At 71.4% G+C, this 23,745-nt stretch carries 24 protein-coding genes; 9 read left to right on the forward strand and 15 right to left on the reverse strand.

Going from position 1 to position 23,745, the window contains the following annotated elements; genetic code table 11:
- Positions 1–58 precede the first annotated feature (58 nt).
- Both EV382_RS12630 and EV382_RS12635 read left to right on the forward strand, forming a co-directional pair.
- Positions 59–2,494, forward strand: coding sequence for a molybdopterin oxidoreductase family protein (locus EV382_RS12630; RefSeq protein WP_130401754.1), 2,436 nt, complete (start codon positions 59–61; stop codon positions 2,492–2,494).
- 3 nt (positions 2,495–2,497) lie between these two features.
- Positions 2,498–2,956: a hypothetical protein gene (locus EV382_RS12635; protein WP_130401755.1), complete on the forward strand. Its 459-nt coding sequence runs from the start codon at positions 2,498–2,500 to the stop codon at positions 2,954–2,956.
- A 48-nt stretch (positions 2,957–3,004) separates the two neighbouring features.
- Here the strand turns inward: EV382_RS12635 and EV382_RS12640 are convergent, their stop codons facing one another.
- The 7 genes from EV382_RS12640 to EV382_RS12670 form a co-directional block, all read right to left on the reverse strand.
- A complete protein-coding gene (locus EV382_RS12640) occupies positions 3,005–3,187 on the reverse strand; it encodes a ribonuclease (RefSeq protein WP_130401756.1) in 183 nt (60 codons plus the stop codon).
- 94 nt (positions 3,188–3,281) lie between these two features.
- The gene (locus EV382_RS12645) at positions 3,282–4,919 is read right to left on the reverse strand and encodes a thiamine pyrophosphate-binding protein (protein ID WP_130401757.1); all 1,638 of its coding nucleotides are present in this window, start codon (positions 4,917–4,919) and stop codon (positions 3,282–3,284) included.
- 12 nt (positions 4,920–4,931) lie between these two features.
- Complete coding sequence (locus EV382_RS12650) at positions 4,932–5,693, reverse strand: cyclase family protein (protein WP_130401758.1); 762 nt, start codon at positions 5,691–5,693, stop codon at positions 4,932–4,934.
- A 139-nt stretch (positions 5,694–5,832) separates the two neighbouring features.
- Positions 5,833–6,849: an ABC transporter permease subunit gene (locus tag EV382_RS12655; protein WP_130401759.1), complete on the reverse strand. Its 1,017-nt coding sequence runs from the start codon at positions 6,847–6,849 to the stop codon at positions 5,833–5,835.
- Positions 6,846–7,727 carry an ABC transporter ATP-binding protein gene (locus EV382_RS12660; protein ID WP_130401760.1) on the reverse strand — a complete coding sequence of 294 codons (882 nt, stop codon included), beginning with the start codon at positions 7,725–7,727 and terminating at the stop codon, positions 6,846–6,848. Before EV382_RS12660 ends, EV382_RS12655 begins: the two co-directional genes overlap by 4 nt.
- Positions 7,724–8,113, reverse strand: a complete 390-nt coding sequence (locus EV382_RS12665) for a GntR family transcriptional regulator (RefSeq protein ID WP_130401761.1) — start codon at positions 8,111–8,113, stop codon at positions 7,724–7,726. Before EV382_RS12665 ends, EV382_RS12660 begins: the two co-directional genes overlap by 4 nt.
- 143 nt (positions 8,114–8,256) lie before the next feature.
- Positions 8,257–8,598 (reverse strand): hypothetical protein, encoded by a 342-nt coding sequence (locus tag EV382_RS12670; protein ID WP_130401762.1) that lies wholly within the window; start codon positions 8,596–8,598, stop codon positions 8,257–8,259.
- 288 nt (positions 8,599–8,886) lie between these two features.
- Here EV382_RS12670 and EV382_RS12675 point away from each other — a divergent pair, with 288 nt between their 5' ends.
- The 3 genes from EV382_RS12675 to EV382_RS12685 all read left to right on the forward strand — a co-directional run bounded on the left by EV382_RS12675 (position 8,887) and on the right by EV382_RS12685 (position 10,957).
- Positions 8,887–9,444, forward strand: coding sequence for a hypothetical protein (locus EV382_RS12675; protein WP_130401763.1), 558 nt, complete (start codon positions 8,887–8,889; stop codon positions 9,442–9,444).
- A gap of 198 nt (positions 9,445–9,642) precedes the next feature.
- Complete coding sequence (locus EV382_RS12680) at positions 9,643–10,251, forward strand: response regulator transcription factor (protein ID WP_130401764.1); 609 nt, start codon at positions 9,643–9,645, stop codon at positions 10,249–10,251.
- Between the two features lie 121 nt (positions 10,252–10,372).
- A complete protein-coding gene (locus EV382_RS12685) occupies positions 10,373–10,957 on the forward strand; it encodes a response regulator transcription factor (protein ID WP_130401765.1) in 585 nt (194 codons plus the stop codon).
- A 28-nt stretch (positions 10,958–10,985) separates the two neighbouring features.
- Here the strand turns inward: EV382_RS12685 and EV382_RS12690 are convergent, their stop codons facing one another.
- The 4 genes from EV382_RS12690 to lanKC form a co-directional block, all read right to left on the reverse strand.
- Positions 10,986–12,764, reverse strand: a complete 1,779-nt coding sequence (locus EV382_RS12690; RefSeq protein ID WP_130401766.1) for an ATP-binding cassette domain-containing protein — start codon at positions 12,762–12,764, stop codon at positions 10,986–10,988.
- Positions 12,761–14,488 carry an ABC transporter ATP-binding protein gene (locus EV382_RS12695; protein WP_130401767.1) on the reverse strand — a complete coding sequence of 576 codons (1,728 nt, stop codon included), beginning with the start codon at positions 14,486–14,488 and terminating at the stop codon, positions 12,761–12,763. Before EV382_RS12695 ends, EV382_RS12690 begins: the two co-directional genes overlap by 4 nt.
- A gap of 72 nt (positions 14,489–14,560) precedes the next feature.
- Positions 14,561–14,680 carry a SapB/AmfS family lanthipeptide gene (locus tag EV382_RS12700; RefSeq protein WP_013734295.1) on the reverse strand — a complete coding sequence of 40 codons (120 nt, stop codon included), beginning with the start codon at positions 14,678–14,680 and terminating at the stop codon, positions 14,561–14,563.
- 5 nt (positions 14,681–14,685) lie between these two features.
- Positions 14,686–17,328, reverse strand: coding sequence for a class III lanthionine synthetase LanKC (gene lanKC, locus EV382_RS12705; RefSeq protein ID WP_244236652.1), 2,643 nt, complete (start codon positions 17,326–17,328; stop codon positions 14,686–14,688).
- Positions 17,329–17,815: 487 nt separating this feature from the next.
- Here lanKC and EV382_RS12710 point away from each other — a divergent pair, with 487 nt between their 5' ends.
- From EV382_RS12710 to EV382_RS12725, 4 genes are all read left to right on the forward strand, one after another.
- On the forward strand, positions 17,816–18,391 hold the full coding sequence (locus tag EV382_RS12710; protein ID WP_130401768.1) for a hypothetical protein: 576 nt from the start codon (positions 17,816–17,818) through the stop codon (positions 18,389–18,391).
- A 150-nt stretch (positions 18,392–18,541) separates the two neighbouring features.
- Positions 18,542–19,222, forward strand: coding sequence for a lytic polysaccharide monooxygenase auxiliary activity family 9 protein (locus tag EV382_RS12715; protein ID WP_208758391.1), 681 nt, complete (start codon positions 18,542–18,544; stop codon positions 19,220–19,222).
- A 136-nt stretch (positions 19,223–19,358) separates the two neighbouring features.
- The gene (locus tag EV382_RS12720; protein WP_130401769.1) at positions 19,359–20,114 is read left to right on the forward strand and encodes a metalloregulator ArsR/SmtB family transcription factor; all 756 of its coding nucleotides are present in this window, start codon (positions 19,359–19,361) and stop codon (positions 20,112–20,114) included.
- Positions 20,111–20,506, forward strand: a complete 396-nt coding sequence (locus EV382_RS12725) for a VOC family protein (RefSeq protein WP_130401770.1) — start codon at positions 20,111–20,113, stop codon at positions 20,504–20,506. Before EV382_RS12720 ends, EV382_RS12725 begins: the two co-directional genes overlap by 4 nt.
- Before the next feature lie 91 nt (positions 20,507–20,597).
- Here EV382_RS12725 and EV382_RS12730 read toward each other — a convergent pair whose 3' ends face one another.
- The 4 genes from EV382_RS12730 to EV382_RS12745 all read right to left on the reverse strand — a co-directional run bounded on the left by EV382_RS12730 (position 20,598) and on the right by EV382_RS12745 (position 23,701).
- Positions 20,598–21,497, reverse strand: coding sequence for a serine hydrolase (locus tag EV382_RS12730; protein WP_130401771.1), 900 nt, complete (start codon positions 21,495–21,497; stop codon positions 20,598–20,600).
- Between the two features lie 16 nt (positions 21,498–21,513).
- The gene (locus tag EV382_RS12735) at positions 21,514–22,104 is read right to left on the reverse strand and encodes a hypothetical protein (RefSeq protein WP_130401772.1); all 591 of its coding nucleotides are present in this window, start codon (positions 22,102–22,104) and stop codon (positions 21,514–21,516) included.
- 243 nt (positions 22,105–22,347) lie between these two features.
- The gene (locus tag EV382_RS12740; RefSeq protein ID WP_130401773.1) at positions 22,348–22,848 is read right to left on the reverse strand and encodes a SigE family RNA polymerase sigma factor; all 501 of its coding nucleotides are present in this window, start codon (positions 22,846–22,848) and stop codon (positions 22,348–22,350) included.
- Positions 22,841–23,701: a hypothetical protein gene (locus EV382_RS12745; protein ID WP_130401774.1), complete on the reverse strand. Its 861-nt coding sequence runs from the start codon at positions 23,699–23,701 to the stop codon at positions 22,841–22,843. The genes EV382_RS12740 and EV382_RS12745 overlap by 8 nt, the downstream gene beginning before the upstream one ends.
- Between the last annotated feature and the right edge of the window lie 44 nt (positions 23,702–23,745).

Genomic DNA, 23,745 nt, shown 5'->3' on the forward strand with positions numbered 1-23,745 from the left:
CTGGCAGGTGGTGCTGGTGTTGCTGAGGCGTCGCCCGCGCCGCCGAAAGGAGGACGTCATGGTGGACCGGATCGCCAGCCCGTGGGGTGAACGGACCCCGTACGGACCGGGTCAGGAATGGCCGGTGCGGGTGGACCGGTACCTGGCCGACGGCCGGGCCGACGCCGACGTGGACCGGTGGGTGCAGTCGGCATCGGTGCTGCACTCCAACGGCGACGCGCTGGACATCGCGGTCGCCGACGGACAGATCATCGGAGTACGCGGTCGGGCCGTGGACCGGATCAACAGGGGTCGGGTCGACCCGAAGGACCTGTACGGCTGGCAGGCCAACCACAGCCCGGACCGGTTGACCCGACCGCTGGTCCGCGATGGCGATCGGCTGGTCGAGGCGGACTGGGACACCGCGATGGGCCGGATCGTGGCCCGGTCGAAGGAGCTCCTCGACGGGCCGGGTGGGTGGGGACGCTTCGGCTTCTACACGAGCGGGCAGCTGTTCCTGGAGGAGTACTACACGCTGGGCGTGATCGGTAAGGCCGGTCTGGGCACGCCGCACATGGACGGCAACACCCGGCTGTGCACGGCCACCGCGGCGGCGGCGATGAAGGCGAGCTTCGGCACCGACGGGCAGCCCGGCTCGTACACCGACGTGGACCACTGCGACGCGATCGCGCTGTGGGGTCACAACGTCGCCGAGACGCAGACGGTGCTGTGGATGCGGATGCTGGACCGGCGCCGTGGCCCGAACCCGCCGGCGATGCTGGCGGTGGACCCGCGCGCCACCCCGGTCGCCCGGGAGGCCGATCTGCACCTGGCGATACGTAACGGCACCAACGTGGCCCTGATGAACGGCCTGCTCCGGGAGATCATCCGACGAGGCTGGTACGACCACGACTACGTCAACGCGCACACCCTGGGTTTCGACGAGCTGTGCCGGATCGTCGACGGCTATCCGGCCCCCCGGGTTGCCGACGTCTGCGACATACCGGCCAGCGAGGTGGAGCGCGCCGCCGAACTGCTCGGCACCTCGCAGCGGTTGCTGTCGACCGTGTTGCAGGGCTTCTACCAGTCGAACCAGGCCACCGCCGCCGCCTGCGCGGTCAACAACCTGCACCTGGTTCGCGGCATGATCGGCCGGCCCGGCGCCGGGATCTACCAGATGAACGGCCAGCCCACGGCGCAGAACAACCGGGAGACCGGCGCCGACGGCGACCTGCCCGGCCTGCGCAACTGGGCCAACACCGCCCACATCGAGGAGTTGGCCCGGCTGTGGAACGTGGACGTGGACGTCATCCCGCACTGGGCGCCGCCGACGCACGCCATGCAGATCTTCCGGTACGCCGAACAGGGCTCGATCAAACTGCTGTGGATCTCCGCCACCAACCCGGCCGTGTCGCTGCCCGAGCTGCACCGGATCCGGCAGATTTTGACCAGGCCGGAACTGTTCGTGGTGGTGCAGGATCTCTTCCTCACCGAGACCGCCGAACTGGCCGATGTCGTGCTGCCCGCCGCCACCTGGGGCGAGAAGACCGGCACCTTCACCAGCGTCGATCGGACCGTGCACATCTCCGACAAGGCCGTCGACCCGCCCGGAGAGGCCCGCCCGGACCTGGACATCTTCCTCGATTACGCCCGCCGGATGGACTTCCGCGACCGCGACGGCCAGCCACTGATCGACTGGAGCGGGCCGGAGGAGGTTTTCGAGGCGTGGAAGGAGTGTTCGCGGGGTCGGCCGTGCGACTACACCGGCATCACCTACGAGAAGCTGCGCGGCGGGTCCGGCATCCAGTGGCCCTGCACCGACGAGCATCCCGACGGCACCGAACGCCTCTACACCGACGGGCTCTTCCACACCGATCCCGACTACTGCGAGACGTACGGCCATGACCTGGCCACCGGCGCGGAGTTCACCGGGGCGGAGTACCGGGCCAAGGAACCGAACGGGCGGGCGTTCCTGCACACCGTCGACTACCAAGCCTCACCCGAGGTGCCCGACGACGAGCATCCGCTGCTGCTCACCACCGGACGCACCGTCTACCAGTTCCACACCCGCACCAAGACCGGCCGCGCGCCGCAACTCGACCAGGCGGCACCGGACGTGTGGGTGGAGCTCAACCCCGCCGACGCGGCCCGGCTCGGCATCATCGAGGGCGATCTGGTGGGCATCGCCTCCACGCGCGGCACCATTCAGGCCCGCGCCCGGCTCTGCGGCATCCGCCCCGGTGTCGTCTTCCTGCCCTTCCACTACGGCTACTTCGACCAGGACCGGGCCGACCGCACCCCTCGGGCAGCCAACGAGCTGACCATCACCGCCTGGGACCCGGTATCCAAGCAACCCCTGTTCAAAGTTGCCGCCGTCGCCGTGACGAAACTCGCCGACGGGCAGGGCGTACCGTCGCCGGCACCGACGGTCGGCGGTAGCGCACCACCAGCGGACGCTGACGTTCCGCCCACCATCGGCGGCCCCACGGCCGAGGCCACCAGCGGGAAGGAGTGAGACGTGCACCTCGCCCACTACCTCGGTCTCCTGCACCGCGCGCAGGTCAACCTGGCCGACGCGTTCCGGCAGGTCGCCGACGCGCACGCCGAGGAGCCTGACATCGAGCACCTCTGCCAGCAGCAGGCGAAACGCTGCGACGCACACGCCGAACAGTTGGACCCGTTTGTGACCCGCTACTCCGAGGACGCGCCCGACGAACCCGACCGGCTGCACTCGCAACTGTTCACCGGCACCCGCACCGGCGGTATCGGCCTCCTGCGGGACCTCCAGGACCTCTACCTGATGGCCGCGGAGTGCGACATCACCTGGACCGTCGTCGGGCAGGGCGCCTACGGTGCCCGCGACGACGAACTGCTCGCCGTTGTGCGGCAGTGCGAGGGCGAGACAGCTATTCAGCTCAAGTGGCTGCGTACCCGGATGAAGGCGGCCGCACCTCAGGCTCTCGTCGTCGCCGACTGACAGCCCGGGTACCCGGCCGGCCGGTCCGACCGGTACGCCTGCGGACGGCTACTCCTCCGGGACGCGCGGCCCCACCTCGCCCCGCCTGAGGTGCTCCGCGTTGCGGTCGGCCTCGCTGTCGGCGTGCGCCGCACCGGCGCCTGGATCCGTCGTACGGCGCCCCTCGGCGTCCTGGTACACCGCGCCGGTTTCGAGGGCTCTCTCCTGCTGGCTCTGCTCAGGCGATGTCATGAATTCCCACCTACCCTGCGGCTCCACCAACAAACGGCCCCCGGCGAGCTGCCGGGCTCGCGCGGCGCGGGTCGCGCCTTGCGCGGACAACGGGTCAGTGGCCGCGGAACGCCTCCTCCAACCACCAGGAGCCGTGCCCGGAGCAGATCTTGGCGTCGATCACCAACGGTCGGGTACGGGGACCGGCGAGCCAGTGGCGTACCGGGCCGAGATCATCGACGGTCCGGACGGTCAACCCCTCGCAGCCGTAACCACGGGCGATCGCGGCCAGGTCGGTCTCGGGGAAGGTGACCGTCTCCAACGGGTGCCCACCCGGGCCGAAGTGGTGCACCTCGGCCCCGTACGCCGCATCGTCGTAGATCACCACGAGCAGGGGTAGCGCCAACCGGACGGCGGTGAGCAGTTCCGTCGCGGACATGACGAAGCCGCCGTCGCCGACCGTGGCGACGGTGAGCCGGTCCGGCCGGGCGACCGCCGCGCCGAGCGCACTGGCCAGACCGAGCCCGACCGACTGGAACGCCTGGGTGAAGCAGAATCCGGCCACGTCCGGCACGTCGAGCCACATCGACGGGTAGCCCATGAAGTTGCCCGAGTCGACCACCACCGTCCGGTCGGGCGGCAGCAGGTCGTCCAGGGCGGCCGAGAGCGTCCTCGGGTCGATCGTCGCCGGATCGCCGCCACTCTCGTCCCGGTACGGGACCGTCCGCCACCGGCCTTGGTCGCGAATTCGTTGGGCCAGCTCAGGGGTGCGCCAACTGCCCTCCACGGCCGCCGTCGGGCGGCCGGCCAGCCGGGCGAGCACCGCGTCGGCGACCGCCGCCACCTCGCCGGCCACCGCCAGGTCGACCCGACGGTTCACCCCGAACGCGGCCGGGTCGTGGTCGACCTGGGCGACGACGGCACCGGGTGGGATCAGTCCACCGTGCCGGGTGGTCCACATGTTCAGCGTGCTGCCCCACGCGACGACCAGGTCCGCCGCGCCGATCAGCTCGGCGGCGAGCGGGGTGGCGAAGCCGCCGGCCACGTCGATGTACCACGGGTTCCCGGCGAAGAGTCCCTTCGCCGCAGCCGAGACGGCGAGCAGCGCACCGCAGGCGTCGGCGAGCCGGATCAGCGGCTCCCGGGCCCCACGGGCGCCCCGGCCGGCGATGAAGACGGGTCGACGTGCGGCCTGAAGCGCGGCCAGCAACGGCTCGACCTGCGGGGCGGCGGTCGGGATCAGCGCGACCGAGGGGACCGGGCCGAACCACGGTTCGGTCACCGTGTCCTGCACGTCCAACGGCAGGCCCAGCACCACTGTCGCGCCCCGGGCGGCGGCCCGGTAGGCCGCGCCCGCGTCCTCGGCGGCGTGGGTCGCGCGTACCCGGTGAAAGTCGGCCCCGACCGCGGCGGCGAGCGCCGGCAGGTCGATGAAGAAGTTCGACCGCGGCGCGGTCGCCTCCGGTGCCAGGACCACCATCGGGGTACGGCTCTTCGCAGCCTCGGTGAGGCCGGTCAGCGCGTTGGTGACGCCCGGACCCTGGTGCACTGAGAGCAGGCCCACCTGCCCGCAGGTGCGGGCGTACCCGTCGGCCATGCTCGCCGCGCCGCCCTCGTGGGCCGCCGCCACGAACCGGGCGCCGGCCGCGACAAGGGCGTTCGTGACGTGGAAGTTGCCACTGCCGACCACCCCGAAGACGTGCCGTGCGCCGTGTCCGTGCAGAACCCGCCCGACCACCTCGGCTACCCGCATCGGCGACCCGACCTACTGCTCGACGAGCGCGAGGACCCGGCACGGGCTGCCAGACCCGGAGACGATCGGCAACGGTCCGGCGATGACCACCGCGCCGGTCACCGGCAACTGCGCCAGGTTCCGGAGTTGGGTCAGCCCGTACTTGTCCTGGCCGAGCAGGAACGAGTGGCAGGGGAACGGCGGGTCGAACGAATGCGCGGCGCCCGCGTCGGTGCCGACCGTCTCCACCCCGACGCCCTGGATCGGCGACTCCTCGGCCAGCCAGCGGGCGCACTCGACGGAGATGCCCGGTGTGCGCCCGGCGTTGGCGTACCGCCGCGGGTCGTCGCCGTACGCGTCCCAGCCGGTGCGGTAGAGCAGCCAGCCACCGGCGGGCAGTGCGCCGTGTTCGGCCTCCCACGCCTTGATGTGCTCGATCTCGAGCAGGAAGTCAGGGTTGTCGGCGGCGTCGGCGGCGTGGTCGATCACCACAGCCGGGGCGATCAGCTGGTTCACCGGGACCTGCGACACGTCGGCGCCCTGCTGTCCGGTGACCCAGTGCACCGGGGCGTCGAAGTGGGTACCGGTGTGTTCGCCGGTGGAGAAGTTGTTCCAGTACCAGGCCGGGCCGCGGTCGTCGTACCGGCTGATCTCGCTGAGCCGGAACGGCCAGGTCTGGCCGAACTGCTCGGGCAGACCCAGGATCGGGGTCTGGTCCGAGAGCGGAGCGGTGAGGTCGACAACCTGGATCCGGCCGCTGGAGAGAGCGGCGACAAAGTCCTGCAGCACCGTCATGCGCTGGACGGTACACCCGCTCTCACTCCATGATGGACCATCGATCGACACCGCCCGGCGTGTTGCCGTCGAATGAGCGGCAGCAGCCACCGGCAGACCGGTGGGGGCGGCCGGAGGTCTGCCCCCACCGGTCTGCCGTTCAGGCCAGTCTGCGGCGAACCCACCAGAGGGAGAACAGGGACAGCACGACGGCCAACGCGATCAGCGCGCCGAATTCCCGCCATTGCAGTGTCCAGAACTTCGAGCCAGACACGTAGATCACCTTCAGGCTGAGGTTCTGCTTCTCCAACCACCTCGGGCACGTCTCGCGGGCGCGGAGAGCCTTCGGACCGCACTGGGTCAGGTCGGCCGGGCCATTGAACTCCGCGCCGGTCGAGGTGATCACGGTGCTCGACAGGACCCAGTCGCCTCGGCGGTTGGGCTCGAATTGAAGCCTCATCTGTCCGGTGTCAAGGCTCATCGAGATCCCGTAGTCACCGTTCACCTGCAGGGGGCTGACCATGGTGACGGGCTGAGCCAGCCAGGGGCGCACCACGAACGGTGCGGCGATCTGGAGGCCGACCACGACCAGCAGGGTCACCGCCATCGCGACGAGGGTTCGTCGCAGCAGCAGCCCGGTGGCCACACCCACCACGAAGGCCAGCGTCGCGTAGCCGATCGGCACGATCCCCCGGGCCGCGAACACCAGTGGGTTCATCCGGTCTGCCGAGGCCCCGTCGATGGGTTGCGCCCACTGGGTTAGCACCAGGCTGAGCAGGCCGGCACCGAACGCGGCAGCACCGCCGCCGACCGCCAGCTTGACCAGCAGCCAGCGGCTCCGGCTGACGGATTGACTGAAGACCATGCGGTACGTGCCGGACTCCAACTCCCGGGCCACCAGCGGCGCGCCCCAGAAGATGCCCACCAGGGCGGGCAGCAGGTACAGGGCCCCGATGGCGGCGATGTGGAACTGGCTCGCCCACCCCGGCCGCAACGCCTGGAGGAAGGCCTCACCGGCGGTACGGCAGGCGTCGCCCTGACAGCCGGTGTAGCCGGTCTGCCTGGCCAACTCGGTCACCTCCGCCCAGGTCAGCGCCAGGCCGCCCAGCAGCGCCAGCACCAGGGCGGCGGTGGTCAGGGCCGGGGTCCGGAACTGCCGCCAGGTCATCCAGATCATCGCTGTCCCTCCAGGACCCGGTCCGGTCCGTCGCCGGTGGCTCCGCTCATGTACGCCAACACGATGTCCTCCAGGTCCAGCCGGTCGACCTGCCACGATGGGTCGACGATCGGCGCGGTGCTGCGCACCACCAGGGTCGACTGCACCTCGGTGTGGCTCTGCTCGACCAAGGTCCGCCCGGCGCCCAGGTCAGCGGTGTCCCGCCGCTGCCCGACCAGGCGGTGGTGGGTGGCGAGCAGGTCGTCCACGTCGCCGGCCACCCGCACCTGCGAGGCGACCAGCACGATCAGGTGGTCGCAGATCCGTTCCAGGTCGGCGACGAGGTGTGAGGACATCACGATGCTCATGCCCTGCTCGGCGGCCAACTCCATCAGCCCTCGCAGGAAAGTGCGCCGGGCGAGCGGGTCGAGCGCCGCCACCGGCTCGTCGAGCAGCAGCAGATTGGGCCGCTTCGCCGCAGCGATGGTCAGGGCCAGTTGGGCGCGTTGGCCACCGGAGAGTTTGCCCGCCTTCTGCGCCGGGTCCACGCCGACCTGGGCGATCCGCCGCTGAGCGAGCGCACCGTCCCAGGACGGGTTGAGGTGCGCGCCCATCCGCAGGTGGTCCGCGACGGTCAGGCCGGCGTAGACCGGGGTGTCCTGCGCGACGAAGCCGACGCGAGGAGAGCCGCTGACCGGCCGTACGCCGAGCACCTCGATCTGCCCGGCTGTCGGTCTGAGCAGCCCACAGGCCAGTTGTAGCAGCGTGGACTTACCGGCGCCGTTCGGGCCGACCAGGCCCACGACGTGGCCGGCCGGAATGTCCAGTGTGCAGTCCTTCAGTGCGGGACGCCGCCCGTACCGCTTGGTCAGACCGTCCGTTATCAGTGCGCTAGTCATGCTCGGGCCTCCGAAAAAGCCCGAAAGCTGCTGAGGAAGAGCGCCTCGATGCTCTCGTCGTCCAGGCCCGCCGCCCGCGCCTCGGCCAACCAGCGCGCCAGGTCCTGCCGTAACGGCTCGTGTTTGCTCAGTGAGTCGCCGCCCAGGGTGCGGGTGACGAACGTGCCGAGTCCTGGCCGGGCCGTGACCAGGCCCTCGTACTCCAGCTCGCGGTACGCCTTGGAGACCGTGTTCGGGTTGATCGCGACTTGGGCCACCACCTCCTTGACGGTGGGGAGCTTGTCACCTTCGTTCAGGACTCCGAGCCGGAGCGCGTGGCGTACCTGGCGGATGAGCTGCATGTACGGCGCGACTCCGGACCGTGCGTCCAGGTGAAACTCGATCACCTCTTTACCTCTATTCTACTAGTTACCTAGCAGAATAGAGGCGCGGGTGGGTTGTTCGCTACCGATTGACGTCACCTCGCTGGCCCACGTTGCCGAAGCGGGTACGCGCGCACATCATCGGATGCGGCCGGGTGAGCGCATCGCTACGATGGGTCAGCAATCCAGTGGAAGGTATCGATTCCCGCGTGCGAAGTCCCGTCATCGGAACCGCGCCGACGTCTGCGCCACGCCGATCCGCGCCGATCCTGGCCGACCGGCTGCGCGGGCTCGCCCGGCGGATGGTGCTGATCGCGGCCGCCGTCGGGGTCGGTTTCGTGGTGGCTGCACTGTTTCAGGGTCCTGCCGCCGCCGACGGGATACGTGGCGGGTCCGGTGATGAGCCTCGTCGGGACATCGCCGGCCTCATCGAGCGCGTCGCGCGGTTCACGGTCTCGGAGCGTCCCGGCCAGGACCATCAGCGAACCGCAGGCGCCGACGACCGCCACCGCGACCGGCGTCCTGCCCCGCCGGCCGGGTCGATCGGTGGCATCGTCGCCCTCGACGAGGACGCCCCCTCACCGACGCCTCCACGGCGGACGGGTACGTCGAGGGTGTCCGTGCCGCCGCCGCGCGTCGGCGCCTCCGACCCGTCCGGCGCGGCGGAGCGCGAGCCGCCCCGGCCGGCCCCCGTGGCCCGCGCAGCTCATCGGTCAGCGCACCGTGTCAACCTGCCGCGACCGCCGGCCGCCGTCGCGCCCGACGCACCTGCTCCGCATGGGCGGGCCGATTCGCCCGTGGCGGGCCTGATCACCGCCGCCCTGCCGTCGGTCGTCGACATCGTGGCCACAGTGCCGGTCCGGCCTGTCGTCATGGCGCTGCTCCGTGTCGCCGACGCCGTTCTCCCACCGGCTCTCCTCCCGACGACGCCTCCGGCGGCGCCGCCACGGTCCGCTCCCCCAGCGTCCGGGCCGTCCACCGCGCCGGCGGCCGACCCGGCTCCGGCAGCGCCGACGCCACCGGCCGATCCAGTGCTGGCCCCCGTACCCGCCGCAGTGCCACCGGTCCCGGCCACGCCACCGCCGATGCCCGTCGTCGGCCCGGCACCGCCCACCACCTCGGCCGGGCACCACGCCGCGCGGGCGGGTCCGGTGGCTGCCGCGGCCGAGTTTTCCGGCCAGCCCGTCGCGCCTGTCGACCAGGACGCCGCTGGTGTCGGCGGTAAATCGACGCCCGGGCCGGGGCTGGTCTGGCCGCTCGACCGGCCGGCGCAGTTCGGCGCGGGGCAGCCCTGCGATCTCGTGCCGCTTCTGGTCGAGAGCCGAAACCTGTCCCCGATCACCCGCCCGGGCTGAGGTGGGTCGACCGACCCCGGTGGCTGGTCCGCGTGGCCTGTCCCACCCGCCGGTCGGTCGATCAGTGCCCGCACCCGTCCGTCACGACGGTGGCGCGGGCCGATGCCTACCCGTCTGTAGCGCACGACCGCCCCGAGCAACCCGTGGCTGTTCCGGGACCGGTGGTCGTCGTGACGCGTACCTGAGATCGGAGAAGACGTGGTGATCCACGTTGTCGTCGCCGAGGACATGGGTTTACTGCGCGGGGCACTCTGCGCCGCGCTGTCGGGAGAGGAGGACATGGAGGTGGTCGCCGACGTGGAGGGAGTCGGCGAACTGTTGGCGGTGGTCCGGCGATGCCGACCACAGGTGGTGGTGCTGGCACTGACACCGGAGCTGCCCGACCCGGTGGAGGTGGTCGCCCGGATCGGCGTCGAGGCGCCGCACACCGCCGTGCTGGCGTTGAGCCCTCGGTGGAGCCCCGCCCTGGTGGAGGCGGCGTTGGCGGCCGGCGCGCGCGGCCTGGTCGGCAAGGACAGCTCACTGGGCGAGTTGGTGCGGGCGATCCGCGCGCTCGCGGCCGGGGAACGGGCGATCGACCCGGCCGCGGCGGTGGCGGTGCTGAGTCCTCCGGAGATGCCGCTGACGCCGCGGGAGATGGACGTGCTGCGGATGGCGGCCGAGGGTTTGCCGCTGAAGGAGATCGCCGTCCGCCTCTATCTGGCACATGGGACGGTGCGTAATCACCTGTCGGTGATTCTGCGCAAGACCAGGGCGCGCAACCGGTTGGAGGCGGTGTCGCGGGCACGGCGTAACGGCTGGCTGTAGCCGTCGGGGGCGGGGTCCGGTGCAGATGTCCGGGCCCGCCCCCGTCGCCGTGCGGACCCAGTGAATGCGTGTTTGAATGTTGACGTTGTGTGATCATTATCGGAGTGCGGGAAGGCTCATCGTGATCCGTACCCTGCTCGCCCTGGACGGTGCCCTGGTGCTGGGCGCGCTGTCGTTCGTCCTCGCCGCCGAGGACGACATCCGCGTCGTGGCGGAGGTGGATCGCGGCGACGCGGTCTCCGCGGCGGTCCGCGCCCAGCGCCCCGACGTGCTGGTGGCCGACCTCGATGTCGTTGAGGGAGTCGATTCCGACCGCCTCGGTCCGTGCCCGGTGCTGGTGCTGGCCCGCCCGCAGCGGGCCTGGCGACTGCGCGGCATGATCTGCCCGAGCAGGACGGTCGGCATCCTGCGCAGCGACGCCGCCCCGCAGCGGGTCATCGACGGCATCCGCCGGCTCGCCCGCCGCGAGCCCGTGCTGGACGCGGATCTCGTCGTCGCGGCGCTGCGTTCGGACGGCCCGCTGACCAGCCGCGAGACGGAGGTGTTGCGGCTGACGGCGGCGGGGGCGCCGGTCGCGGAGGTGGCGGTGTCGCTCGGCCTCACCCGGGGCACCGTCCGCAACCATCTCGGTCGGATCGCGCGCAAGGTGGGTGCGCGGACCCGGGTGGAGGCGGTGCGGATGGCCGGCGAGGCGGGGTGGATCTGACCGGCGCCGTCGGCGCGATGCGCGGGGCTCAGCCGGGCCGCGCCGCCGCCGTCTGGGACGGCAGCACCGAGTCGTCCCAGCAGCCGACGAGCACCCGGTAGGTGGCCGAACGGGTCAGCAACTGTTCGTGCGTCCCGACCACGGGCTCGTCGCCGTCGAGGACCAGCACCCGGCCGGCCCGCAGCGCGGAGCTGATCCGGTGTGCGATCACCACGAGGCTGCCGGGGCGTCGGGCGAAGGCGGCCTCGACGGTCGCTTCCAGCGGCGGGTCCAGGTGACAGGTCGCCTCGTCGAGGATCACCAGCGGGGCGGGCGCCAGCCAGGCCCGGACCGCGGCGATGAGCTGGCGTTCACCGGCGGAGAGCAGGGCCGGCGCGACCGGTGCGCCCAGTCCGCCCAGGCGGGTCGCCAGGGGGCGCGCGCCGAGCGCGTCGAGGGCGCGCTCCAGCGTGTGGTCGTCGGCGTCCGGCCGCAGGTAGCGGAGGTTGTCGGCGAGACTGCCGGTGAAGACGTACGCCTCCTGGGGCACCAGCACCCGCATCCCGGCGAGAGCGGCCGGCTCGACGTCGGCGACCGTCGCTCCGGCCAGGTGGACCGTGCCTGCCTGCGGCGACACCAGCCCGGCGAGCAGGGCGGCCAGTGTGGACTTGCCGGCGCCGCTCGGGCCCACCACGGCGAGGTGGTCGCCGTCGGCCAGGGTCAGCGAGAAGTTCCGCAGGACGGGCCGGGCGTGCGGGCCGTAGCCGAAGGTCAGGTCTCGGACCTCGACGGCTGGTGAACGGTCGGCAGGGCCGGTGGGCGGCCGGCGACGGGGCGTCCGGGCGACGGGCGGCGGCGGGCGCGGGTCGTCGGGGAGCGGGTAGGTACGCAGGATGTTCTCCAGGGTGACCGCGTAGCGCAGCCCGCCACCGCCGAGGCCCTGCACCAGGGTGTGCAGGGCGGGTTGCAGCCCGGTGGACACGTAGATCAACGCGCCCAGCACCGCGCCAGCGGTGAGACCACGCTCGATCAGCCACGGGGCGGCCACCATCAGCACCAGCAGTGGCAGCCAACCGCCGATGCCGAGGCTGAGGCTGCGGATCGCCGCCATCCGGGCGAGCCTGCGTTCGGCGGCGGCCTGCGCCGACACCCACCGTGCCACGTCGGCCGTCACGCGGGTCTGGGCACCGCAGGCCCGCACGTCACGGTGACCGGCCAGCGCCGCCGCCGCCGACTGGCCGAGCTGCTCACCGGCCCGGACGTAGGCGCGCTGGTGGGTGACCATCGCCGGCAACGCGGCGAGGAACACGACCAGACCCGCGACCAGCGGCGCGGCGGCCAGTCCCGCCGCCACCGGCGCCAGGGCGAGCAGGCCGAGCAGGGCCGCGCCGGCGGAGAAGAGGAAACCGCGGGTCACCATCAGCAGACCGGCGAAGGTGTCGCGGATGATCTCCATCTGGTGGGTCAGCCGGGTCACGGCGGCGCTGTCCGCCCGGCCACCCGACCGGATGGCCTCGCCCAACGCGCCCCGGACCACCTGAGCGGCCACCTCGTCGCGGAACGGCTCGACCACCGCGCCGAGGCTCCGGTACGTCCGACCGGTGGCCGCCGCGCCGACCAGCACGGCCACGGCGAGGACCCCCAACCAGGCCAGGCCGTTGAGGAGCCGTCCGGCCAGGAAACCCTCGTCGACGGCACGCGCGACCAGATAGCCGGCGAGCAGCGCGGGCAGCGCTTCGACAAGCGACCAGCCGCCGAGCCCGGCGAGCTCCCGTCGGCGGGCCCGCAACGCCCGCCAGGTCACCTGCCGTACGCCGGGACGGTTCACGACCCACCGCCGGGCGGCTGGAAGACCGCACGGTAGTCGGGGTCGGCCCAGAGGTGCCGGTGCGGCGCCAGGCCGCGCAGCCGACCGCCGTCCAGCCAGGCGACGAGGTCGGCCGCCGCGGCCGCCGCGCTGCGATGGGTGACCACCAGTCGGGTACGCTCCCCGGCCCGACCCAGCACCGCCTCAGTGATCCGGTGTTCGGTCGCGGTGTCCAGGCTGGACGTCGCGTCGTCCAGGATGAGCAGCCGCTCGGCGGCGAACGCGCGCGCCAGGCCGAGGCGTTGGCTCTCGCCCCCGGAGAGCGGTGTGTCCACCAGCGGGGTGCGGTAACCGCGGGGCAGACGGTCGATCACGTCGGCGACGGCCGCCATCCGGGCCGCCCGCAGCACCGCCGGGGTGGCCGGGCTCCGATCAACCGGCGGCGTCGCCGCGTCGACCGGCAACGCCAACCCGATCGCGTCGTGAACTGTCGCGCCGATCAGCACCGGCCGGTCGAAGGCGTACCCGACGGCTCGACGCAGCGCCCCCTCGTCGAGGTCCCGCAGCGGCACACCGTCCAGTCGCACCTCACCGCCGTCGGGGTCGTACAGCCGTCCCGCCACGGCCGCCAGGGTCGACTTGCCGGCACCGGAGGCCCCGACGACGGCCACGGTGGCGCCGGCCGGCACGTCCAGGTCGATGCCGTCCAGGATGGGTCGGCCGTCGTCGCCGTACACGCGCACGCCGCGCAGTCGCAGGGTGCCGCCGCCGGGTGGCAGCGGCCGGTCGCCCGCCGGTGCGGCCGGCTGTGTCAGCAGCTCGGCGAGCCGGTGTGCGCCCGCGCGGCTGCGGACCAGGTGGTTCAGGGTGGCGAGCACGCCGCCGAGCCCGGCGCCGATGGCCGCGTACCGGACCGCGGCGACCAGTTCACCCGGCGTGAGCCAGCCCGCGCTCACGGCGTACCCGCCGACGGCGATGACGCTCAGGTTCAGCAGCGGCGCCACCGCCGAGGTGCGCGCACTCGCCCGGGCCAGCAGGTCCCAGCTGCGCCGGCCGTGCCGGTCCAGCTCCGGCAGGGCGGCCAGCACCCGTTCCTTTTCCCGGTGGGCGGTGCCGGCGGCGGCGATGGTCCGGGCGCCGGTCAGCGACTCCAGCAGTCGACCGGCGATGGTGCCGAGCACCCGTTGGTACCCGGCGCTCGCCGCCGAGGCGTCGGCCACGAAGACACGCATGAGGACGGTCAGCAGGCCGAGACCGGCGAGCAGGGTGACCCCGAGCAGCGGTTCCATGAGGGTGAGGGCGACGACACTGCCGAGCGGCGGAAGGACCGCCACGACGGCCAGGACCACGGCGTTGCCGGCCTGGCCCGCGTCGGCGGCCTGCCCGGCCAGCCGGCCGACGAGATCACCCACCGGGTGCCGGCGGGTGGCGCGGACGTCCACGGCGAACAGGTGACGCAGCAGACGCCGGCGCAGCCCGGCGGTGGCGCGTGCCGCACCGAACCCGCTGGCCAGGTCCGTCAGGGTGTCGACGCCGATGAGGACGACGACCAGGCCGCCGGCGGTCACCGCCCACCAGCCGGAACCGCCGGCGAGGGCGGCGTCGACGGCGCGGCCGAGGGCCGCGGGGAGCAACAGTTCGGCGGCCGCGCCGAGCAGCGCGACCGCCGCGAGTCCGGCGGTCCAACCGCCGCCCGCCAGGACCGTCTGCCGCAGCAGCCTGTCCCCATTGGCGAACGTCGGCATCGGTCCTCCCGTGGGTACGCGGTTGCCCTGGGTGGGCACGTCTACCCACCCAGGGCCCCACGTGTGCGTGGATCAGTTGCAGGTCGTGACGGAGAGCGAGCTGTCGCCGCAGAGCAGCAGGCTCGCCCGGCTACCGCCACCGGTGCGGTCGGCCGGAGCCATCTCCAGGCCCTGGAGGTCCAGAAGTGCCATGTCGTTCACCTCCCTTCCATCCGTTCGCTGGTCAGGTCGCCCCCGCTGTGACGGGGGAGTCTCGTCGCGCCCGGCAGGGGCGCGAGGAAGGGCAGCACCGGCGGCTGGTCGTGCTGCGCGCTGGCCAGCGCGTACAGCACGCCGGCGGTGCCGGTGCCGAAGTCCATGGACAGCCGCAGCAACTGCTCACCGGGGAACGCGGTCCCCTCCCGGTACGGCAGCGCGTGCCAGGTCAGCCGGTCCAGTTGCGCGTCGAGTTCGCGGCGGTCGGCATCGCCCGCCGAGGCGGCGAGGTAGGCGATGATGCCGGCCCGGCCGGCGAAGAGCCCGGACTGTGCGTAGAACGGTGAGCGGGCCGCCCGGCGGACCCCCGCGCTCGCCTCGGCGAACTGGTCGTCGGCACGGTGGCGTAGGTACTGGTCGAGGACCAGACCGATGCCGACGCTGCCGTGCGCCAGGTAGGGCATGGTGCGCCAGCCCTCGTTGACCTCCAGGGCACCGTCCGGGCGCAGCACGCACCGGCGCAGGTCCTGACGCAGCGCCGTGGCGGCGTGCCCCAACAGCTCGTCGTCACCGCTGAGCTCGTAGAGCCGCACCAGCATCAGCGCCGCCCCGGTCCGGCCGCGCAGCAGCCCGGCGTACGGGTTGCGTCCGCCGCTGATGTCCGGGCCGGGGTCGTCAGCCAGCTGCCCGATCACCCGCTCCGCGGCCCGCCATGCGGCGGTGTGCAACGATTCCTCCCCGGTACGCGCCGCGAGCTCGGCCAGGTTGAGCGCGATCCCGGACAGTCCGCTGGCCAGGCTGTGGTCCAGCCCGTCCAGGGGCTCTCGCAGGCAGATGTCGAGAACGTCCAGCGCGTCCTGCCGGCGTCCGAGGTGAACGAGCGCGTAGGCGACACCGTGCAGCCCGTCGTAGAAGCCGCAGCGGGTGCCGGACGGGGGCGCTGTCGCGCGCCGGACCAGCCAGTCTTCGTGCTCGGGCCACCGCCCGGCGCCACTCTTGTCGAGCGCGTACAGCACCCCGGCCGCTCCGTGGGCGAGGTTGAGGCCGCCGCTGCGGAACTGTTCGATGTCACCGGGGAAGAGCCGGTCGTCGCGTTCGGGGGTGGCGCTGGCCACGATCGCCGTGGTCAGCCGTGCCCGCATCGCGTGCCAGTCGTCCGCGACCGGAGCCCCTGGGGGGTCGGCGCTGACCGGCGGAGCACCGGTGATCTCCGCGACCGCAGGGTCGAGGAAGGACCTCGGCACCGGGAAGTTCGCGGCGATGATGTCGGCCAGGTGCGCCACCTTCTCCGGGGCCAGCCGGACCAGCTGGGTCAGCGGCAGGAACAGCGCCAACCGCAGGCACGCCAGGGCGTACCGGTCGACTGCCGGCCCGCTTCGGTCCCTCGGTGCCGCGAAGCCCTGGTTGCGCAGCCCGGGTCGGCGGTGCCCGGCGATCGGGGCGGCCACTTCGAAGTCGACCAGGGCGACCCGGTCGTCCGGCCGGATCATGATGTTGAACAGGTGCAGGTCCCCGTAGACGAGGCCGCGCGCGTGGATCGCCGCCACCACGGATTCGACCTGCTCGTAGATCTGCCGGGCCCATCGGGCGTACGCCGCTCGGTCGTCGTCGGTCGCGTCGGCGTCGATCAGTGGGTACCGGTCGACCAGCACCTTGTTCAGTGGGCGGCCCTCGATGAACTCGAGTGCGAGGAACCGGTGCTCGCCGAGCTCGAACTCGTCGTGTACCCGCGGCACCTGCGGCAGGTCGGCGAGTTGCCGCAGGGCCTGCGCCTCGCGGGCCAGCCGGGCGACGGCGTCGGTGCCGTCGGCGTCCAGGCCGGCGTGCGGTCGGGCCTCCTTCAGCACCACCTCGGTGTCGGTACGCAGGTCCCTGCCCACGTACAGTCCGCCGCCGTTGGAGAAGTGGATCACCCGCTCGATCCGGTACGGCACCTCGTTGGTGCTGGTGTCGTTGCGGGCGGCCAGGTGCGGGCCGAGGAAGTCGGGCAGGGTGATCCAGGACGGTACGTGGAAGACGGGCTCGCGGCGGTCCGGCACCAGCGCGCCGGAGTCGTCCTCGATCGCCGGGACCACCTGGCCGTCGGCTGAGTGGCAGTAGCGGGCGGCGAAGCCGCCGTAGCGCACGTGGACCGGGCCGGTGCCGTAGCGGAGGTCACTGAGGATGTACGGTCCGGGTTCGCCGCTGAGCAGTTCGTCGAGCTCCTTGCAGGCCAGCTCCAGCTCCGCCTCGTCGTGGGGGTAGACGGTGATGAACTTTCCGCTGGCCGCCCGGGCGGCGTACTTGGAGTTGCGCAGGAGCAGCGTGCGCGGCCCGCGCAGGAACTTGAACGACAGGCCGCGGGGGACGCAGTAGGTCCAGACCGCGTCCAGCACCCGCTCGGCGTTGGGCAGTCCCGCTGACACGTGGATCTTCCAGCCCTGCTGCGGCAGCGAGCCGCCGTCGGGCGCGTAGATCAGCCAGTCGTCGAGCGGTTCGCGGCGCCAGCCGGCGGGCACCGGTCGTTCGGCGGCCGGGAAGACGGGCTGCGCGACGGCGCTGCCGAGCGAGTCGTAGAAGAGCCGATCTGCGGCGCAGTAGCTGTCGTAGCGTTCGTCCACCGTCTCGCCGCCCCTCGCACTCGGCCGGCTGTTCCGGCGTTGCATCGAGTCTCATCGACGGGACGGGTCGGGCCCCAGTGCACTTAGTCATGACCTTCGATGCGTGGCGCACAGGTGGTCATGACAATAGTCAGGGCCAACCCGGGCACGGTCAGGTCGCGCCGACGTTCGGGTGTCGCGAAGGTGTGGTGACCAGGCCGAATCTGCGCTGATGCACGTCGATGTTGCCAGAACCAGCCAAGGCGTGTTGGAATGGCTCATATCGCCGCAGCACGGGGGCAACCGTGCTGGCAACGGCAGCACGGGAGCATCGCAGTGCCGGCAGCGCGCCACCTTGGGCGGGCGCTCGCATGCCGCATCGCCGGGCCATCGGCATGACGACGGGCCTTCTGCCGGGCAGGCATCCTCGCCCGCCACAGGCACCCCCCGTCACCTGTCCCCCAACGACCGCCGCGCTCGACGTCTGACGCGTCCGCGGCGTCCGATTCGGCCTGCCAGCACACCAGAACCGGCGACGAGGTGAGAAGCGATCATGATTTCCCGAGAGAGTCTGGCGGGGTGGTACCGACACCGCCTGGTGTGGGTGGCGGTCATCCTGCTGACGGTGTCAGCCGGCGCGGTCGTCCTGGTCAATCGGGCCGGCCCGGAGTCGAAGCCGGCGGATCTGCACGCGCAGATCATGGCCCGGATGCGCACCACGCTCGAGCAGGCCGACCCCGGGGAGCACAACCACGCCGGACACAGTGTCCAGCAGGTGGCCACCGAGAAGCCGGCGGTGATCTGCGGGGTCCACGTCTACGGCTACGAGCCAACCGAGGTCACCGCGCTCGCCGACGTTCAGACGGTCTACGGCTTCCACCTCTGCGGGGTCGCCGAACAGAAGCGTCCCTGGGATGTGGCGGTCAAGCTGGCCGGCCCCGTGATCATGGAAATGTCCACCGACCCACCGGGCATCCAGGTGGTCGAGGCGACCGCCGAGGTCATGTTCACCGACCGGGTACGGCAGATGTTCCCGGCCAAGTACGCGGAGTTGGCGCTCAAGGAGGCGCTGGCCGCCCCGGAGATGGCCGACCTGCGCCGCCGGTACGACGCCGCCGCCGGCCTGTGACCATGTCGCACAGCCGGACGGGCCGGTCGTACCCGGACAGCTCGATCCACATCCGACTATAAATAGATCAGCATTGATATTTACGTTTATAGATGCGAGAGTTACTTGGGAGCGTTCCCATCGCTCGTACCGAAGAACGGAGGATGAACAGTGCTCACCCACAAGTCCGACCAATCCGGCGGGCGATCCCGGTCAACCATCCGTCGGTCTCTCCAGGCGCTCGCCCTGCTGTTCGCCATGGTGATCGGCACGCTGCCCTGGACCGGCGCGGCCCAGGCCCACGGCACCGTCATCAACCCGGCGAGTCGCGCCTACCAGTGCTGGCAATCCTGGGGAAACCAGCACATGAACCCCGCCATGCAGCAGCAGGACCCCATGTGTTGGCAGGCCTTCCAGGCCAACCCCGACACCATGTGGAACTGGATGAGCCAACTGCGTGACGGCCTCGCCGGCCAGTTCCAGGCCCGCACCCCGGACGGCCAGCTGTGCAGCAACGCCCTCTCCAGGAACAACTCGCTGAACCAGCCCGGCGCGTGGCGGGCCACCAACGTCAGCCGCAACTTGACGGTCCAGATGTACGACCAGGCCAGCCACGGCGCTGACTACTTCCGGGTCTACGTCACCAAGCAGGGATTCAACCCGGCCACCCAGCAGCTCGGGTGGGGCAACCTGGACCTGATCACGACGACCGGACGTTACGCGCCAGCGCAGAACATCTCGTTCAACGTCTCGCTCCCGGACCGCAGCGGAAAGCACATCCTGTTCGTGGTCTGGAAGGCGTCGCACATGGACCAGACCTACATGTGGTGCAGCGACATCAACGTCGGCTGATCGGCAACACGGCAACCGCAACACCACTCCGGCCCAGGGCGTCACCGCCCTGGGCCGGAGTGCGCTTCCGGCATCGACCTCCTCCCGTAATCGGCATCGCCTATTGCATCAAATCAATTTGATGTAATCTGCGGGCGTGGAGTCAGCGAAACCCGACACCATCGCGCCACCCGGCTTCGTGCTCGCCGCCGGGCACCCGGTGCGGTGGCGCCTGCTCAGTGAACTGGCCCGCGGCGACCTCGCCGTGCACGAGCTGACCGCGCTCCTCGGCCAACCACAGAATCTCGTCTCCTATCACCTGGCCAAGCTGCGCAAGGCCGAGCTGGTGGCCAGCCGACGCAGCAGCGCGGATGGCCGCGACACCTACTACTCACTCGACCTCGCCCGCTGCGGAGACCTGCTGTCCGGCACCGGCGCGGCCCTGCACCCCGGGTTACGACTCCACCGACCCGCGCCCGCCGCCTCGGTGACCGGGCGGGTGCTGTTCCTGTGCACCGGCAACAGCTCGCGATCACAGACGGCCGAAGCGCTGCTCCGCGACCGCACTGCCGGGGCCGTGCACGCGTTCAGCGCCGGCAGCCACCCGAAGCCGATCCATCCGCACGCGGTGAGCGTCATGGCCGCGCGCGGGATCGACCTGACCGGCGCCCGGCCCAAACACCTCGACGAGTTCACCGGTCAACGCTTCGACCTCGTGATCACTCTGTGCGACCGCGTCAAGGAAATCTGCCCCGAGTTCCCCGGCCATCCGCGACCGGTGCACTGGAGCATCCCCGACCCGGCCGCCGAGCCCGGCGAGCTACCCGCGTTCGAACGGGTCGCCGACGACCTCACCCCGCGCATCAATTTCCTGCTGCACACTCTCGCCCACCGCTTGGAGCAGACCTCATGACCAACCGCACCGATGACAGCACCGTGAGCGTGCGCTACCTCGTCGACGACGTCGCCGCCGCACTCGACTTCTACACCACCCACCTCGGATTCACCCCGATCACCACGTTCCTACCCGCGTTCGCCGACGTGCAGCGCGGCAACCTGCGGCTGCTGCTGTCCGGCCCGGACAGCTCCGCGGCACGCGCCATGCCCGACGGACGCCGCCCACACCCCGGCGGCTGGAACCGCATCCACCTGATCGTCACCGACATCGACAGCGAGGTAGCCGACCTGCGCGCCGCGGGCGTCGGGTTCCGCAGCGACGTCATCACCGGACCCGGCGGCCGGCAGATCGTCCTGGACGACCCGGCCGGCAACCCCGTCGAACTCTTCGAGCCCGCCCGCGCGTGACCTGCCCCCACCACCCACCATTCGGGGTGGCCCGCGCGGGGCCGGTGTTCACGCCGCCGTGGGTTTCACTCCCCCGCACGAGCCACGCGCGCTACCCCGGTGCCGGACCGTCGTCCGCGGTGGCGGCGCGCATCTCCGTGAGCACGTACGTGGCGACCTTCTCGACGACACGGACGCCTGCCTCCTGGCTCACGTGATGGTCCGACAGCACGGCGATCAGCCAGTCATGACGGGCCTCGACGACCCGGCCGATGCTGTTGACGAGCCAACGGCCGCCGTCGGCATCAGAGTTGTCCCAGCCGTTCTTGACGTAGACGGAACGACTGCCCGGCTCCCGCGCGGCGGTGATTCCCCACCGTTGCTCGGGAATCACGCTGCTCATCAGACCCATGATGAAAGTACGGTCCGACGGGGTCAACGGTCCCGTCGGCGACGTCAGCGCGGTGAGCAGACGGAGCTGATCCGCCGCCGTGGTCGTGGTGAGCCCCCAGTGCGAGTTGGGCTTGGTCTCCCGCAGACCGAGTGCCCGGTTCGCGGCGGTGAGACCACGCGAGCCCCCGATCCTCTGCCACAGCGCCACCGCCGCCGCGTTGTCACTGGACACGATCATGGCCTCGGCCAACCGTCGGGTGTCCGAACCCAGGGCCTTGCCCGGTGGCTTCTGCCGCAGCAACAACGCCGCAAGGATATTGACCTTGACGATGCTGGCGGTCTCGAACCGTTTCGCACCGACCGTCACCCCAGCCGTCCCTTGCCGATCGAGTGCCGCGACCGCGACGTGGCCGTCGTACCGCTCCAGGTAGGCCTTGATGCGTGTTCGTGCCACAGCGATCCGGTCGATGGCCGGCGTCGTGGGGATCGGACTGGCCGGGGAGGAACCCCGCACCGGGCCGGCTCCGTCGCCGTGGTGACCGCGCGTCGCACCGAAGGCGGCCGTCGCGACGCCGGTGAGAGACAGGGCGACCGCGGAGACGACCCAGCGGCGTGTCACCTGACGACCTTCCCGCTCAGCCAAGACGGACCACCGCCTGCGCCGCGATCGAGTCCACCGCAGCCCGGCTGCCCAGGTCGGGCAGCCGGACCGTCGAGACCGTCTCGCCTCGTTTCACCATCACGAAGTACGTGACGGTGTTCGGCTTGTCGGCGTGCCCGATACGGCCGCGGATGAGCATGCCGACGCCCTCCAGATATTGGGAATCGACGACATCGAACGAGACCTGCGATCCGAGGACCGGGTAACTCGCGCAGCGCAGGAGGACCCGACGGACGTCATCGACGTTCCGCTCGGCCCATCCCGGTTCGTACGTCTCCACGACGTGGTGGGCCTGCGACGAACCGTCCGAGGGCCGGTAGTAACGCTCCACGGCAGCGCGCCGATGCGACTTGGCCGAGTAATCGCTGCTCCGATAGTTGGGGCAGTCGTCCTGCTCCCACGGCCAGGGCGGCAGACCGGTTCGGCCATCGTCCGCACGCCAGCCCGAACCCAGATCGCCCGCCCGCAGCAGCATGCCGCGATCGCCCAGCTCCGCGTTGACGGTGTGTCGCTGGTCGGGGCCGACGCCGGGCTCCCACCGATGACACCCCGTGGCCAGCACCACCAATGTCGACAGGACCAACGGCACGACAGCGACCGAGCCTCGGCCGCTGCCGCGAACCCGGCCTCGGCACGTCCTGCTGCTCGATACGGACACCAACAACCTCCCCAAAAGGTAAATATCTGCCACCGCAGGTCGCGCTTCAGGCGCCGATGCCTGCCGGCACGTTCCTCACCACCGCACTACCGGCGCCACATTGCCGGCCGGTGGTCCGACGTCAACGGCCCCCGCCGCAACCGGGACCGGTCAATGGCGCTCCTCGGCGAACAGCTCGAAACGGGTCTCGCCCAGCAACTCACGCAGGCGCTGGAGGGAGCGCATGCTCTGGCTCTTGACGACGGCGATGGAGACGCCCACCACCTCGGCAGTTGTCTCCACACTCAGGTCGTCCCAGTAGCGCAGGACGATGATCGCCCGATCCCGCAACGGCAGGGTGGCGACCGCGTCCAGCAACGTCATGCGCAGCTCGGCCGGATGTTCCTCGCCCCGTTCCGGCGGCGTCGACATCGGCAACTCGCGGCGGGAGCGTCGCCGCTGCTGATCGATCATGCAGCGCAGCAGTATCTTGCGGGCGTACGCGTGGGGGTCGTCGGCCCGGCGGACCCGCCTCCAGTTGGCGTACACCTTGGCCAGGGTTGTCTGGGTGAGGTCCTGGGCGAGATGCCAGTCGCGGCACATCAGGAACGCGGCGTCGCGCAGGCGGCCGACGGTCGCCTGCGCGAACTCGACGAAGTCGTCGTCAGCCATTCGACCGGGCCACCGACGCGAAGTTCTTGGCACCGCTTTGGACGAACTCGGCTGGCATCGTCGTCCCCCAGCTCGGGTTGGCGGCGATCTCGGTCGCCTCCTTCACGGAGAGGACGGACGGTGCCGCCCAGTTGCCCTTGCCGTCCCAACTCCGACAGGTAGCGATCATCACGTCAACCTGGAGGCCACCGCGGTGGTGCACGGTGACCACCTTGTTCTGCACGCAGTTGTCGGGGATCTCGGTCAGCTCCACCGTCCCGGGGGCGAGGTCGCCGCCGAGGTTGTCCTGGTGAATGGAGAGCCGCACCATGCCGGGTCCGTTGCCGCGATCCAGGTAGAGCTGGACGTACGGCATACCAGGTCCTGCCCCAGTGCTCGGCAGGATCACGTAACCACTGGTCTTCCCTCTGGGCAGGAGCCGGGTCAACAACTCCAGAGCGCCCTGCGGCGTGGTGGTCAGCTGCTCGCCGCCCGGCGCCACCCCGATCCGCACGGTGTCGATAACCGTGGGAGAGGGGGTCGGCCCCACCAACTGCCCTTCTGGCTCCACGTCGTCGACGCCCTTTTCGAACCCGCCCGGGGACGGCGTGGCGGTGCCGACCGGGTCACCCGGCGAACCGCCGTTCCACCCGCCGCGCTGAGCGGATTCATCGGCACCGTCGCCGAGTGGCCCGACCGCCAGGCCGATCACGAGCAGCATCACCACCGCCGACCCGCTGGCGCCGACCTGCGCCAATCGACGCCGGCGACGCAGCCGGCGGCCCTGCACCACCGCCTGCTCGACCAGGTCACCCAACGGCGGGGCCGGATGTCGGGCCAGATCGTCCCTGAAGTGCCCACGGACGCCGCCCATGTCCGGTCCCCCTCCTCGGCTGATCGCCTGCCGTGGCGATCCGT

It is taken from the genome of Micromonospora violae (assembly GCF_004217135.1).
Taxonomy (GTDB): Bacteria; Actinomycetota; Actinomycetes; order Mycobacteriales; family Micromonosporaceae; genus Micromonospora; species Micromonospora violae.